Genomic DNA, 13,853 nt, shown 5'->3' with positions numbered 1-13,853 from the left:
TAAAAAAATAAATAGTATGAAATCAAGAATCTTAAAAGCTGTTCTCGCTATCGTTGCGCCTTTGGTAATTGAATTTATAGTAAAAAAAATATCAGAAAAACTAGATAAAAAACCACAGGAAACAGAACCGAATAAACTTCCTGCATCAAATTAAAAGTAGTTAGATTTAATATTATAGAAAAGAGACTGTTGATTTTGTAACAGTCTCTTTTTGTTTTTATATGAATATGCTGTCATTCTGACGAAGGAAGAATTTCAACAATTAAACAAAATCATACACTCCATTCTTCCAGCCCAAGACTTTAGAAGAATCAGCATTCAGCCAGTTTTTTAGAATTGTAGCATACACTTTTCTGAAATCCTCAGAATAGATCAAATCTCCTTCGTTCAAATTAGTTAAATCCGGAAGCGTATTTAAAAGTCCTTTCTTTTTTAATCCTCCACTAATAAAAAACATCTGATTTGCCGTTCCATGATCCGTTCCGTTACTCGCATTTTGAGCAACACGACGACCAAATTCTGAGAAAGTCATCAGTAAAATATTATCAAAAAGTCCATTACTTTTCATATCAGTCACGAAAGACTTTACGGCTTCGTTGATATCTCCAAACAGTTTTTGCTGTCTCTCATTTTGATTCACATGGGTATCAAAACTTCCGATAGAGAGGTAATAAACTCTTGTATTGATGTCAGATTTTATCAAAGAAGAAACGGTTTTGAAATCTTTTCCTAGCTGAGAATTTGGATAAGTTTGTTCTGTTTTTTTAGCCTTACTCTTTTCAAAAATATAATCAGCATTGTTGATCGTAGAACCCAAAGTCTGATATAAATAAGAAACCGTTTCATCATCGTGGTGGTGATCGTATAATGATTTAAAATATTTTTCCTGACTGGTTTGATACAGTCTTTTCGGATCTTTAAAAGCAAATGCCTTATTGTTTTCACCTTTTAAAGCCAGACTCAGCATATCATCAACTTCCAATGCCTGAGTCGGATGATCACATTTGTAGCATTCTTCATCTAGAAATCTTCCTAACCAGCCAGTTTCCAGATACTGATCGCTTCTGCTTGCGGAATGCCAAATATCCATACTTCGGAAGTGGGATTTATCAGGATTTGGATAGCCGACATTGTTCATCACAGAAAGCTCACCATTATCATACAGCTCTTTAAAATAGGAAAGGGCAGGATTGATTCCGGCTTCATCCGTTAATTGTAGTGAATTTTGAATGGCTATTTTATTTCTTTCTTTAAAATAAATATCGTTTCGGGTAGGAATGATGGTATTCAAGCCGTCGTTCCCACCTGTGAATTGTAATACGACCAATATCTTTTGATCAGGAACTAATGCATCGTCGAATGTCATTGCTTTCAGGAAATTCGGCATCAGCAAAGATGCAGTAGCCAATGAACTTATTTTTAGGAATTCTCTTCTTTTGATTAACATAAAAATTAGGTTTTAGGGTAAAGATTGCAGGTTGCAGGTTTTACAGTTGGGTTTTAACTATCAGCTAAAATCTGTAACCTGCTAGCTAAAAACTACATTAACTGATATTCAGGCGTTGACATTAGATTAATAACATTCATTTTTACACTGTTGTCTGAGAAGTTTTTCACAGAATTTAAATCCAGAGATTTACTGTTTTGAATCAAATAATCTTCCACATTCTTACCATTAAAAATCTTTTCTAAACGACTCCAATCAATTGTGATATTCGGGTTTTTAAAACTTTTTGCCAGTGCATTAGTATTATTTTTCAATCCCATATCAAGATCATCATCTTCTTTTGGTCGGTAATCGAGTGGTCGTAACCCTGACCAGATCTGAGGAATTTGAAGTCGTAACATCAAGGTTGAACTGTCAATCCAGGATTTTCCGTTTGGCCAACCTGCAACATTGGGCGGATACAACAGCATTTGTCCCAATAATTTCTGATATACAATCAGGTTTTCCGGATTTTGGATATTCATAGGAAGCGTTCTCATCATTCCGGCCATGAGTTCGATTGGAGATTTTATTCTGTTTCCAATATTTTTTTTATCATAAAACCATGAGCTTGAAAAAATATCTTTCATCAGTTTTTTGATGTCGTAATTGGATTGATAAAAGCTTTCACTTAGTTTGTTGACAATAGATTCATCTACTGTTTCATTAACAAAGAATTTGTAAATCTTGGTAGTGATAAATTTTGAAGTGGCTTTTTGTTCAAGAATGATATCCAAAGCATCAGTTCCTGTAAAGTTTCCGGTTTTACCCAAAAATGTTTTTGTGCCTTCATCATGCAGTTTTTTTCGCTCTATAAAATTTCCTTCCTTATCAAATCCCCATCCTGTAAAGGCTCTTGCTCCCTCTCTAATGTCTTTTTCAGTATAATTTCCTCGTCCCATGGTGAAAAGCTCCATCACTTCGCGTGCAAAATTTTCATTAGGATGATCTTTTTTATTCTGTTGATTATTTAAAAAACTCAACATCGCAGGAGTCTGACTTACTTCAAATAAAAGATCTTTGAAATTTCCTAATGCATTTTTTCGGATAACATTTAAAATTTGTCTGTTGAATTTAGGATTTACGACTCTTGACGCAAAATGACCATGCCAGAAAAAAGCCATCTTTTCTTTCATCTGTTCTTTGCTGTTGACCATTTTATCCAGAAAATTTAGATTGAGTTCCTCATTTTGTTCGCGGTAAACTCGCTGCATTTCCTTTTTCTTTTCGGCAGGTGCTTTGTCGTTCATCATATAATCGCCGCTTTCGACAATATCCGGAGTATCATAATTAATATAAAGAAAGGTTTCTTCTCTAAACAAATCATTAATCAAATCCTTATTATTCTTTTTATGGAGGTCTTCAAGCTGGTTGATTCCCGCACCAAAGCCTGCGCGCCAGAGAAGATGTTTGTTGTTGGTGAGTGAAGAGAGTGTCATGTCAGTATTTTGTTTTTGGATAGATTTGGTGAAAAAAGGTTAAAATAATAACGGGTTAATAATTCTTAATATTGCTTTTTACGAAAAATTGATTAAACAACCATTTAAATTTATATAAATATAATTATTTGAAAATTAATATTTTATGTTTTTTATTAATGTTAAAATAGTTGTTTTTTCTTTGCTTGGCACGATTTTTACATCTTCTTGAGTAGTAAAATTTAAAAAATCAGAGTTATGAAAATGTTTAAACAAGCAATTTTATTTGCTGGAATTTTAACAGCGGGTGTATTAAGTGCGCAGGACTCAAAAATGAATAATATGATTAAAGTAGGAGCAAATGCTGGTTTAGCTGTTCCTTCAGATAACGTTTCTGCTGCAGCTGGTGTAGATGTTGCCTATCAGAATCTAATTACACCGGGATTCGGTTTGGGTATTGCAACAGGATATACTCATTATTTTGGAAAAGATAACAACGGATATAGCAATAACGATGTAGGGGTAATTCCTGTAGGAGCGTTAATCAGAATATATCCGAAACAAACCGGATTTTATTTTGGAACTGACTTAGGATACGGATTCCTGGTTGGTGATGACAAAGTAGCTTCTAACTCTACAGTAGATAGACCGGATGGTGGTTTTTATATCAAACCGGAGATCGGATACCACAACCAAAACTGGAATTTCTTTGTGCAATATCAGAAAGTATTTGTAGGAGATAAAGGCGATTTAGCCGGACAGGACTACAATGTAGGGAATATCGGAGTAGGATTCTCGTATAATATTCCATTAGGAAAATAATAATATATCATTATAAACAATTATTAACCAAACCTTTTCATTTTTGTGAAAAGGTTTTTTCTTTCTCTATAGAATTTACAAAAAGTATTATTATATTTGATAAAATTTGAGATTATGAACTTAAATCCAAAATTTCCGCTTTATTTACCAGGAGTAAAGAATGGTAATAATGACAATGTTTCAATTATAGGAGCAAGCCTTAGTGAAGATGTGACGACATTAGGTTATTTTGTTTCCAGTAATGAAGGGCTAGATATAAAGATTCAGACTAATTATCCTACCAAATCGTTTTCTTCTTTTTCTGAGATTTTAGAAAAATTTATTCAGGATAATAAGCTTGAAAACGTTAAACGATTAGGGATAGCAATTCCAGGTCCCGTAATGAATGGGAAAAGCCATCCGATACGATTGGGTTGGAGTTTTGATCAGGAAGAATTTATTACCAAGTTTGGTTTTGAAAGAGCTGATATGCTAAATGACCTTGAGGCTTCTGCTTATGGAATGGCGCTTTTAGAGGATAATGATTTAGATCCTATCTATACAAGTGGTCATTTGGAAAAAGGAAATGTAGCGATTATAGCACCCGGAAACGGACTAGGTGAAGCCGGATATTTCTTTGATGGGAAATATTTAAGACCTTTTGCTTCAGAAGGAGGTCACTCCGAATTCTCTCCGCGTACCAACGTAGAGGTAGAATTCTATCAATTCTTAAATAATATTTATGGAATTGTAAGTTGGGAAAATGTACTTTCAAAAACAGGATTATTTAATATCTACAGATTTTTAAGAGACGTAAAAAGGCATCCGGAACCAGAATGGTTGGCTGAAAAACTTACAAAAGGAGATTTTGTTCAGGAGTTGTTTAAAGCGGCGATGGAAGAAGATGTTCTTATCTGTAAGATTGCATTAGATACGTTCTTGGAGTTTTTAGCGAGAGAAGCAAATAACCTTGCTCTTAAACTTAAAGCGACTGGAGGTCTTCTGATTGCAGGAGATGTTCCTCAATCGATAAGAGAGTATATCAATAAAGAAAATTTCTACGAAAAATATAAAATCAGTGACAAGATGGAAGAGATGCTGAAAAGCATTCCAATTTATCTGATAAAGAATAGTAATACGCCATTAAACGGAGCAGCGCTCTATACAGCTTATTATCAAGAGTAAACAAGATCTCCGAAGAAATTCGGAGATTTTTTTTGCTGATATGATTCATAAAAATAATTGATTTTATTGATGTACATCAATGAAATCTATCAGGGAAGTTAGCTACATTTGCAGTGTTAAATAAACAAGTAAATAACTTAATTCAATGAAAAAAATATTTTTATTAGCAGTTTTAGCTGGTGGATTAGCTTTCGGGCAAACAAAAAAAGTAGTAGCATCTGATGTTCACTGGTGGGGATATAAAGTAGCTAAATCTGAAGCAAGTTCTCATGACGGAACGATCAAAGTAAAGTCTGGTAACGTAGTGTTGAAAGGAAATCAGGTTGTAGGAGGTACTTTCGTTTTGGATATGACTTCTATTAATGCAACAGACCTTTCAGGAGAATATCAGCAAAAGCTTAACGGACACTTGAAGAACGGTGATTTCTTCGAAGTTGAAAAATTCCCTACAGGTACTTTTAAAATCACTTCTGTAAAGAAAAACAACGATAAAACGTACAACAGCTTAGTAACTGGAAATCTTACAGTAAAAGGTAAAACAAACGCTGTTTCTTTCCCTGCTAAAATTGCGGTTGCTAACGGAGCGGTAACAATTGAGTCTAATAAATTCTCTTTTGACAGACAAAAATTTGATGTTGCTTACAAGTCTACAATGCAGGATGTTTTTGTGAAAGATGACATCGACATGACAGTAAAAGTAACTGCTAAATAATTTAAACAAAAAAAGATTGTTAAAAGTGTAGAAATTCTACACTTTTTTTTATTTTTGTTGAATTGTAAATAAAAAAGAATGAAAAGATTATTATTGTTGGCTATGATGTGTGTTTGCATGTCATTTGTTTTCGCTCAAAAGAAAGGAGATAAAGTAATAAAGGTAACTTCGTCTGAAATAAGATGGTGGGGCTATAAAGTAGTGAAAACTCAGGAGACATCGCACTCAGGAACGGTAAAGCTTAAAAGCGGAAAGTTTAATTTCGACAAAACAGTTTTGATTGACGGTGAATTCATCATTGATATGAGAAGCTTAATGGCGGGAGATGTTTCTGAAGAAGATCAGATAAAACTTACGAATGACCTGAAAAGCACAAATTTCTTTGAGGTTAAAAAATTCCCAACAGCAAAATTTCATTTAACTAAAATATTGCCATTAGCAAACGGTACTTATAATTCTACAGTATATGGTGATTTTACGTTGAAAGGAGTGAGAAAGACGATTTCTTTCCCTGCAAACGTATACATCACTCAGTTTACTGTAATCATCGAATCTGCTAAATTCTCATTGAACAGAAGAGACTTTAAAGTATTCTACCAGTCTTCATTGAAAGATTACTTCATTAAAAATGAAATGGACATTCAGTTTAAGATTTCTACAGAGAAATTGGATAACGAAAACAGAGTTCCGGTAAAAAAGAAATAAATTTTTTTTAACAATATTTAAATATGGGCAGCTTTCAGAAGTTGCCCATATTTTTTATTTTAGTAGTATGAAAATTTATATAGTAAGCGGTTTAGGTGCAGATTTTAAAGTGTTGGAGAAACTACAGTTTCCTGCGCGACATGAAATTGTTTTCATAGACTGGCTGATTCCTGAGAAAGATGAAAGCTTTACAGCATACGTACAGAGAATGGCGGAGAAGATTGATGATTCACAGCCGTTCTATCTTTTAGGCTATTCTTTCGGAGGAATAATGGTGCAGGAAATAAATAAACTGAAGCCTGCTGAGAAAGTAGTCATTTTGGGAAGTATAAAATCCGACAAAGAAAAATCAAGATTGATAAGAGCCGGAGAAATTACAAAAATTCCTAAAATTTTACCCGTAAGCTTATTCAATGAGAAAACGACCAAAGCTTATTCGGTGCTCAGAAAGTTTTTTGATCCTAAAAATCCTAGAGTTTTACAATATTTCAGAGTCAAAGATCCATATTATCTGAAATGGTCTGTAGAAAAGATCTCAGAATGGAAATTTGAAGAAACATCAAAGGTCGTTCAGATATTGGGCGACAGAGATATTGTTTTTCCTATTAAAAATTCAAAACCCGATTATATTATCAAAGGAGGGACTCATCTTTTTCCAGCAACAAAATTTAAAGAAGTATCCCGTATTTTAGAGGGGGAGTTTGAATAAAAATATATTTTATTTTTAAATTTAATATTAAATTAATGGGGTTGTTTTAAAATTTTATACTTTTATTGAAAAATTATTCCTATTTTTGATGGGGTAATTATAAATTTTATGAAAGTAGGACTTAAATGGGTGGTCTCTTTTACGATCATTTCTTTAGTTGCAGTTGGTGGACTATTTTGGAGTCCGATTGTAGATTTTCCGAACACCGGAGAATTTTTAGATGAAAGTAAAATTGTTGGGGCAGATGTTGCATGGATTTTGGCAGCGGCAGGTTTGGTTTTATTGATGACTCCTGGGTTGTCATTTTTCTACGGCGGTATGGTTGGAAAGAAAAATGTAATCTCTACAATGCTGCAAAGTTTTATTGCTTTGGGAGTGATCTCTATCCTGTGGGTAGTTATTGGTTTTTCACTTTCTTTCGGTGATTCTATAGGTTTTACAATTAATGGAGAACATTACGGAATTATCGGAAACCCTTTAAGCTATCCTTTTTTCAGCAGAGTAGGAGTTTTGCCTCACAAAGCGATGGCTTCTACGATTCCTTTTATCCTTTTTGCATTATTTCAAATGAAATTTGCGGTGATTACACCGGCTTTAATTACAGGATCTTTTGCTGAAAGAGTGAGATTTATATCGTACCTGTTGTTTATGGTACTCTTCAGTTTGTTTATTTATACCCCTTTATGTCATATGGTTTGGCATCCGGACGGACTTTTAAATAAATATTTCGGGGTGAAAGACTTTGCGGGGGGAACTGTAGTTCACATGAGTGCAGGTTTTGCAGCGTTGGCAGGAGCAATTGTTGTAGGAAACCGAAAGAATCCGCATCATGAGCCGTCTAATATTTCATATGTTATGTTGGGAACCGGAATGCTTTGGTTCGGTTGGTTTGGTTTCAATGCAGGTTCTGCTTTAAGTGCAAATGCAACGGCTGCGACAGCTTTCGGAACAACAACCATCGCCTCAGCTTCAGCAATGATGACATGGATATTTTTTGACAGAATTAATAAAAGAAAAGTTTCGGCTTTAGGAGCATGTATTGGTGCAGTAGTAGGTTTGGTTGCGATAACACCTGCATGTGGCTTTGTATCTATTTCAGAAAGTCTTTTCATTGGTTTTATTTCCGCGATTGTTTCCAATATAATGGTTAACTGGAAAGCTTTAAAGAAGATAGATGATACTTTGGATGTATTTGCTTGTCATGGAGTAGGAGGAATTATGGGAATGATCTTAACGGCAATTTTTGCTCATGGTGAAAATGCAAGTCTGCTTCATGGGGGAATTGGGGTATTTGCTCATCACATGATTGCTTTAGCTCTGGTTTCGTTATTTGCATTTTTCGGATCATTGCTTTTATATAAAATTACAGATAGTATGATCACTTTACGAGTATCCGAAGAATCAGAGAGTATGGGATTAGATATTTCGCAACACGAAGAAAGTATATGCTAAAAGATCAGACCAATAAAAAGAAAGTACTAGGATTTTAATAGAGTCCATATTAAATATTTTGAGTTCATATAGTTTTAATTTTGAAGCCGGAGGTGATTTTTCATCTTCGGCTTTTGCTTTTCAATTTATCGTGTATCTTTGCGATTAGGATAAAATGATGAATTTTCTATATGGAATCAATATCGGTTTTTGAGATTATTAAAGTGGGAATAGGCCCGTCTAGTTCGCATACTATGGGACCTTGGAATGCAGCTTCTGCATTTATTAGAATTATAAAAAGAGAAAGATCAATCGATGAGGTGAAGGAAGTGTTCGTTGAGTTTTTCGGTTCATTGGCAAAAACGGGGATCGGACACGGAACAGACATTGCTGGAATGCTTGGTTTAGCTGGAGAAGACTTTAAGACAATCGACACGACAAAAATTGATGAAAAAATTGATGAGATAAAAACAACTCAGATTTTAAATCTTGGAGGTGAGAAAGAAATATCTTTCATCTACGGTCATCATTTAATTTTGAATATGAAAAAATCTCTTGATTATCATCCGAACGGAATGATCTTTAAGGCGGTTTTCGAAGACGGGACTGAGCTTGTGCAGGATTTTTATTCTGTAGGTGGAGGATTTATCATGAGTCAGGAGAAAAAATCGATTCAGAAACATTGTATCCGTACGTTGTACCCTTGTCATAAATCCTCAGATATTGTAAAATATTGTGGTAAGCTAGGGTTGAGTAAAATTTCAGATTTGATTCTGATGAATGAAGAAAGCTGGAGAACTCAGGAAGAGACAAGAGAAGAAGCCCTTTATATTTGGCAGCAGATTAAAGAATGTATCTATAAAGGGGTGAATAAAGAAGGAATTCTTCCGGGTGGCTTGAATGTTACGAGAAGAGCTGCCGGAATGAACAGGAAATTATTAGGCGACAAGATCTATAAAAATAAAGACGAATGGTTCCAGCAAGTAGTAGATGCTGAAGAGAACTTTACCAATATCAATAAATGGATCGCTTGTTTCGCATTGGCTGTTAATGAAGAAAATGCAAGCTTCGGAAGAATTATCACTGCTCCTACAAACGGTGCAAGTGGAGTGATTCCGGCAGTTTTGATGTATTCTCAGGCTTTCACAGATTCTATAAGTGAAGAAGATATCGTAAGATTCTTATTGGTGGCAGGTGAAATTGGAACCTTATTTAAGAAAAATGCGACGATCTCTGCAGCAATGGGAGGTTGTCAGGCGGAAATCGGAGTTTCTTCGGCAATGGCAGCAGCAGGTTTGACGGAAATTTTGGGAGGAAGTGTAGGTCAGGTTTTAATGGCAGCGGAAATCGCGATGGAGCATCATTTAGGACTTACATGTGATCCGATCAAAGGATTAGTTCAGATTCCTTGTATTGAAAGAAATACAATGGGAGCGATAAAAGCGATTACAGCAGCAAATATTGCATTAGAAAGTGATCCGACAAAAGCAAAAGTAACTTTAGATGAAGTGATTCAGACCATGTGGGAAACTGCTTTGGCTATGAGTGATCGTTTTAAAGAAACTTCAGAAGGAGGATTGGCAATTGCTGTGAATGTTCCGGAATGTTAAGAAAACTTTTAATTTAAATAGAAAAAAACCTCAGATTTTATGTCTGAGGTTTTTCATTTATTTTTTCTTGTTGAATAAAAACTTTCCGCCGCCTTGCTCCAGCTGCATTTCTTCTTTTTCAGGGAAGAAAGTCATCTTTAGACCGGCATTGTCAAATTTAAACTGATCTTTTTCTATATGTTCCAGTGGAAACTCAGGTTGTCCTGTTCCCTGTCCGAATAATCCTCCGTTTTTAACGAAAACTTTAAGACCAAGAGGAATATCTTTACAAGAGTAATCTCCAATGTATTTCTTTAGCTCTGTTTCTGAAATTTTTGTTGTTGAAAAATTAGGCAAACTGAATTCTTTATTATAAAGTATACTTAAAATATCAATCGTGAAATTATTAGCTCCTATTCTGTCTGCGTTCAAAGAATAAGAAATTGAAATATCATCTTCACCGTTATAGATCATTAATGAATTAGTTCCGTAAGTTCCGCCGCTGTGTCCTACAAACATTTTCGAATAAAAAGGAACCAAAGCGAGTCCCATTCCAAACCTGTCCACTTTAGGCATCATTTCAGAAAGACTTTCCTTAGAAACAATTTTCCCCGCAAAAAGTGAATTCAGGATAATGTTCAAATTAGTTGGAGTAGTAGCAATGTCCCCCACACCGACTACATTGTTGAAATCAAAATCTTTTACAGGCTCCCATGCATTGGCGTAGCTGTAAGAACTGAAAACATTTGTAGGTTTCTGACTGACTGTATAAAAGTTTTTCAATTGTAAAGGCTGTACAAATGTTTCCTTTAAATTATCTGCATAAGACTTTTTACTGATCTTTTCTAAAATCTTGGTCAGTAAATAATACCCTGAATTTGAATACTGAACTTTCGTTCCCGGTTCAAATAAAGATCCCTGTTCAATAATGTGATTCATGATCTGTTCCTCAGAAACCTTTTCTGTAAGCCATTTCATTGTGTTTTTCCCGACAACATAATCTCCAAGTCCAGAAGAGTGATGAAGCAGCTGTGAAATTGTTATTTTTTCAGCATTCGGAATTGTAGGATAAAACTTTGAAAGTTTATCATTAAGATCCAATTGCTTTTTTTCGATAAGCTTAAACAACATCATGGCGGTCATCGATTTTGTGATAGAGCCAATTTGGAAAGTTACTTTGTCTTTTTGAGAAAGACCAGTTTCTCCAAAATTTCTTTTGTAAACCTCTTTTCCTCCTTTGAAAATTGAGATTTCACCTGCTTCTGCATTGTTTTTCTCTAAATAAGAAATGAAATCATCAATTTTCTTTAAACTTTGTGATAGGTTATCTGATAATTTTAAAACTTCAAGATGTACATCGTCTTTATCATCTTTATCATCCTTTTTATCATAAGGCTTTAAAACTAAAGGAAAAGGTTTTCCATTCTGGATGAAATCACCTGAAATAGTATTGTTTTCAAGTTTTCCTTTATAAGAAGCATTCGCATTTGCAATTTCTAAGATCAATTCATTATTGATGAAAGAGGTCTTGTCAGCAGGAATACCTTCAACTCCTTGTGCAGGACTGTCAAGCAAAGCTTTGTAAGAATTTTTATCCTTCTCTATATGAATGATAACAGGAAGTTTGTTCTCTTCAATATCTAGATTTCCTTTCCATGAACCGACTATTTGTTGGGCAAAAATCTGTTGAATACTTAATAAGAAGAGAATAAATAAAGTTTTAGTTTTCATAGTTTTTAAAATATAAATTGACAAGTGATGGTGATAACAAGAATTAGGAATGCGAAAATGACAATCTGTTTCCAGTTTTTTAGATTGGTAGCAGTTTTGAACCCATTGTAGATAAGAGTCATTCCGTAAGCAATTAACAAAAGAGCCGAAAAACTGAAAATACAAACAATAATAAGGTCTACAGGAGAGATATTTGTCGGATTTTTTTCTGCCATCAATTGTATAGACTCCATACTTTTGCTAATAATAGGCAGTTCACTGATTAGGATAATTAAAATTCCCGGGATTTGAGAAATTAAAATAGTATTGACAATATCAATAAGTCTCGTTCTTTTATTATAAATCTTTCCGAGAATGAAAAAAAGAATAATTGCAATGACATAGCTAATTAGGCTGTAGCCGATACTTTCTAACAAAGAAATTTTATCATCCGCATATCTGTAATGGAAAATACTGTCTACTTGTAAACCAAATACATTACATAATAATAAGGTAATTCCTAATGATAGTATTCCTGCAATAAGAAGCTGATTCTCGCTATATTTTGAAAAAGGGTTGAAAATTGTTTTCCAGTTCATGGTGATGAGGTGTTGAATTTAGTTTTTTAATACATCGATTTTTTGAATGAGATCATCCATTTTATTTCGCATGGTAGGATAGGAGAGATCTGCTTGCTTTGCCATTTCCTTAATGCTTCCGCTGGATAAGAAAAAGTTGAGAATAAACTCCTGCTCATCACGGTTGAGTTTTAAAATCACAGGAAGTTCATAGTCTCCGCTTACTTCAGTAGTGCAGTTGGGGCATTTCATTTGACTTACATTTAAAGTATGGTCACAACTGGGACAAACAATAGGTAGTTTCATTGAAAATGTTTTTACAAATGTAATATTAATTTTAATAAAATTAAAAAATATTTTAATAAAGTTAAATTTTTAATTGAGGATTTGAAATAAAAAAACTTCCGATAAAGGAAGTTTATAACGTGTTATTTAATATAACTGATTATTTATCAAGGATTTCTCTTATTTTATTCGCATTTGAAATTAATTCCCCCAAATATTCATAGTTTTCTTTTTCTAAAGCCGATTTGAATTTTCTTAATTGTGAGATATGTTCATTCAAAACATCAAGAACATTTTCCTTATTCTGCTTAAAAATGGGAACCCACATTTCCGGATGTGATTTTGCCAAACGTACAGTACTTGAAAATCCGGAACTCGCCAACTGAAAAATAGTTTCCTCTTCACGCTCCTTTTCCAATACTGTATTGGCTAATGCATAAGAAGTGATATGGGAAATGTGAGAAATATATGCCGTATGAATATCATGATCTTTAGCATTCATATATATAGGATGCATATCCAAAGCATAGACAATCTTTTCGACCAATGTAAAGGCGTCCTTGGCAGATTCCTCCTTATTGCAAATAACTCCGGCTTTTCCTGAGAAGCTTTCCGCTATGGCAGATTTCGGACCATTATTTTCCGTTCCCCACATCGGGTGAAAAGCAACATACCTGGATCGCTTAGGATGGTTTCGAACCATTTCCACAATTCCTGATTTTGTAGAACCGCAATCCATTACCGTTTGATTGTCGGAAACTAGATCCAGAACTTTAGGAAGTAATGTTCTTGTTGTATCTACCGGGATCGCAAGAATGATGAGGTCGGAGTTTTTTATTCCATCCTCCAGGTTTGCTTTTTCATCAATAATATTTAGATCCAAACCCTCTTCGAGATGGATACTATTATTATCAATCCCGTAAATATATTCTGTAATACCTTTTTGTTTTAGCTTTAATGCGATGGAGCCGCCTATTAATCCTACACCAATAATACTTATTTTCATTTTTCTTTATTTTAAAAATCAAAAAACCCCGTCTTAGGACGAGGTTTGAATTATATATACATAAGAATTCCTTATCCCATAGCTGAGTTAAAAATTCTATAATAATATGTTCTTATGTTAGAAACCATAATGCGAAGGTATAAAATAATTTTCAAATGCAGATATTTATACTATATATAATAAGATGTTTCCAATTATCCATTATCAAAACAAACTCAGAAAGCATTTAAAGAATAAC

14 protein-coding genes are annotated in these 13,853 nt (G+C 34.0%); 8 read left to right on the top strand and 6 right to left on the bottom strand.

Annotated features, from left to right (window positions below):
* The first annotated feature begins 16 nt into the window (after window positions 1-16).
* Window positions 17-154 carry a hypothetical protein gene (locus tag RM51_RS19570; protein ID WP_165585022.1) on the top strand — a complete coding sequence of 46 codons (138 nt, stop codon included), beginning with the start codon at window positions 17-19 and terminating at the stop codon, window positions 152-154.
* 108 nt (window positions 155-262) lie between these two features.
* Here the strand turns inward: RM51_RS19570 and RM51_RS17965 are convergent, their stop codons facing one another.
* Entirely contained in the window at window positions 263-1,447 is a 1,185-nt protein-coding gene (locus RM51_RS17965; protein ID WP_052248561.1) for a DUF1501 domain-containing protein, read from the bottom strand.
* Between the two features lie 92 nt (window positions 1,448-1,539).
* Entirely contained in the window at window positions 1,540-2,925 is a 1,386-nt protein-coding gene (locus RM51_RS17960; protein ID WP_039372864.1) for a DUF1800 domain-containing protein, read from the bottom strand.
* Between the two features lie 237 nt (window positions 2,926-3,162).
* Between RM51_RS17960 and RM51_RS17955 the strand changes: the two genes are divergently transcribed.
* From RM51_RS17955 to RM51_RS17925, 7 genes are all read left to right on the top strand, one after another.
* Window positions 3,163-3,726, top strand: coding sequence for a hypothetical protein (locus RM51_RS17955; RefSeq protein ID WP_039372860.1), 564 nt, complete (start codon window positions 3,163-3,165; stop codon window positions 3,724-3,726).
* 114 nt (window positions 3,727-3,840) lie between these two features.
* Window positions 3,841-4,890: a glucokinase gene (locus RM51_RS17950; RefSeq protein ID WP_039372858.1), complete on the top strand. Its 1,050-nt coding sequence runs from the start codon at window positions 3,841-3,843 to the stop codon at window positions 4,888-4,890.
* Window positions 4,891-5,035: 145 nt separating this feature from the next.
* Window positions 5,036-5,602 (top strand): YceI family protein, encoded by a 567-nt coding sequence (locus RM51_RS17945; protein WP_039372856.1) that lies wholly within the window; start codon window positions 5,036-5,038, stop codon window positions 5,600-5,602.
* A gap of 78 nt (window positions 5,603-5,680) precedes the next feature.
* Window positions 5,681-6,307 carry a YceI family protein gene (locus RM51_RS17940; protein WP_039372854.1) on the top strand — a complete coding sequence of 209 codons (627 nt, stop codon included), beginning with the start codon at window positions 5,681-5,683 and terminating at the stop codon, window positions 6,305-6,307.
* 67 nt (window positions 6,308-6,374) lie between these two features.
* Window positions 6,375-7,016, top strand: a complete 642-nt coding sequence (locus tag RM51_RS17935) for an alpha/beta hydrolase (RefSeq protein WP_039372850.1) — start codon at window positions 6,375-6,377, stop codon at window positions 7,014-7,016.
* Between the two features lie 108 nt (window positions 7,017-7,124).
* A complete protein-coding gene (locus RM51_RS17930; RefSeq protein WP_039372847.1) occupies window positions 7,125-8,468 on the top strand; it encodes an ammonium transporter in 1,344 nt (447 codons plus the stop codon).
* A gap of 170 nt (window positions 8,469-8,638) precedes the next feature.
* Complete coding sequence (locus RM51_RS17925) at window positions 8,639-10,057, top strand: L-serine ammonia-lyase (protein WP_039372845.1); 1,419 nt, start codon at window positions 8,639-8,641, stop codon at window positions 10,055-10,057.
* 57 nt (window positions 10,058-10,114) lie between these two features.
* Here the strand turns inward: RM51_RS17925 and RM51_RS17920 are convergent, their stop codons facing one another.
* From RM51_RS17920 to RM51_RS17905, 4 genes are all read right to left on the bottom strand, one after another.
* Window positions 10,115-11,767 (bottom strand): serine hydrolase domain-containing protein, encoded by a 1,653-nt coding sequence (locus RM51_RS17920; RefSeq protein ID WP_131667099.1) that lies wholly within the window; start codon window positions 11,765-11,767, stop codon window positions 10,115-10,117.
* A 5-nt stretch (window positions 11,768-11,772) separates the two neighbouring features.
* A complete protein-coding gene (locus RM51_RS17915; protein WP_039372843.1) occupies window positions 11,773-12,345 on the bottom strand; it encodes a YIP1 family protein in 573 nt (190 codons plus the stop codon).
* An 18-nt stretch (window positions 12,346-12,363) separates the two neighbouring features.
* Window positions 12,364-12,630, bottom strand: a complete 267-nt coding sequence (locus RM51_RS17910; RefSeq protein ID WP_039372841.1) for a DUF2089 family protein — start codon at window positions 12,628-12,630, stop codon at window positions 12,364-12,366.
* Window positions 12,631-12,769: 139 nt separating this feature from the next.
* Window positions 12,770-13,615 carry a prephenate dehydrogenase gene (locus RM51_RS17905; protein ID WP_039372838.1) on the bottom strand — a complete coding sequence of 282 codons (846 nt, stop codon included), beginning with the start codon at window positions 13,613-13,615 and terminating at the stop codon, window positions 12,770-12,772.
* Window positions 13,616-13,853 lie beyond the last annotated feature (238 nt).

Origin of the sequence: Chryseobacterium taiwanense (assembly GCF_000813825.1) — a bacterium.
GTDB classification, from domain to species: Bacteria; Bacteroidota; Bacteroidia; order Flavobacteriales; family Weeksellaceae; genus Chryseobacterium; species Chryseobacterium taiwanense.
Note: the sequence above shows the minus strand (reverse complement) of the source record. Positions and strands in the feature narration are given on the sequence as shown.

Coding starts and splice junctions, on each gene's coding strand:
- RM51_RS19570 (WP_165585022.1), top strand. CDS start 17: ATGAAATCAAGAATCTTAAAAGCTGTTCTCGCTATCGTTGCGCCTTTG.
- RM51_RS17965 (WP_052248561.1), bottom strand. CDS start 1,447: ATGTTAATCAAAAGAAGAGAATTCCTAAAAATAAGTTCATTGGCTACT.
- RM51_RS17960 (WP_039372864.1), bottom strand. CDS start 2,925: ATGACACTCTCTTCACTCACCAACAACAAACATCTTCTCTGGCGCGCA.
- RM51_RS17955 (WP_039372860.1), top strand. CDS start 3,163: ATGAAAATGTTTAAACAAGCAATTTTATTTGCTGGAATTTTAACAGCG.
- RM51_RS17950 (WP_039372858.1), top strand. CDS start 3,841: ATGAACTTAAATCCAAAATTTCCGCTTTATTTACCAGGAGTAAAGAAT.
- RM51_RS17945 (WP_039372856.1), top strand. CDS start 5,036: ATGAAAAAAATATTTTTATTAGCAGTTTTAGCTGGTGGATTAGCTTTC.
- RM51_RS17940 (WP_039372854.1), top strand. CDS start 5,681: ATGAAAAGATTATTATTGTTGGCTATGATGTGTGTTTGCATGTCATTT.
- RM51_RS17935 (WP_039372850.1), top strand. CDS start 6,375: ATGAAAATTTATATAGTAAGCGGTTTAGGTGCAGATTTTAAAGTGTTG.
- RM51_RS17930 (WP_039372847.1), top strand. CDS start 7,125: ATGAAAGTAGGACTTAAATGGGTGGTCTCTTTTACGATCATTTCTTTA.
- RM51_RS17925 (WP_039372845.1), top strand. CDS start 8,639: ATGGAATCAATATCGGTTTTTGAGATTATTAAAGTGGGAATAGGCCCG.
- RM51_RS17920 (WP_131667099.1), bottom strand. CDS start 11,767: ATGAAAACTAAAACTTTATTTATTCTCTTCTTATTAAGTATTCAACAG.
- RM51_RS17915 (WP_039372843.1), bottom strand. CDS start 12,345: ATGAACTGGAAAACAATTTTCAACCCTTTTTCAAAATATAGCGAGAAT.
- RM51_RS17910 (WP_039372841.1), bottom strand. CDS start 12,630: ATGAAACTACCTATTGTTTGTCCCAGTTGTGACCATACTTTAAATGTA.
- RM51_RS17905 (WP_039372838.1), bottom strand. CDS start 13,615: ATGAAAATAAGTATTATTGGTGTAGGATTAATAGGCGGCTCCATCGCA.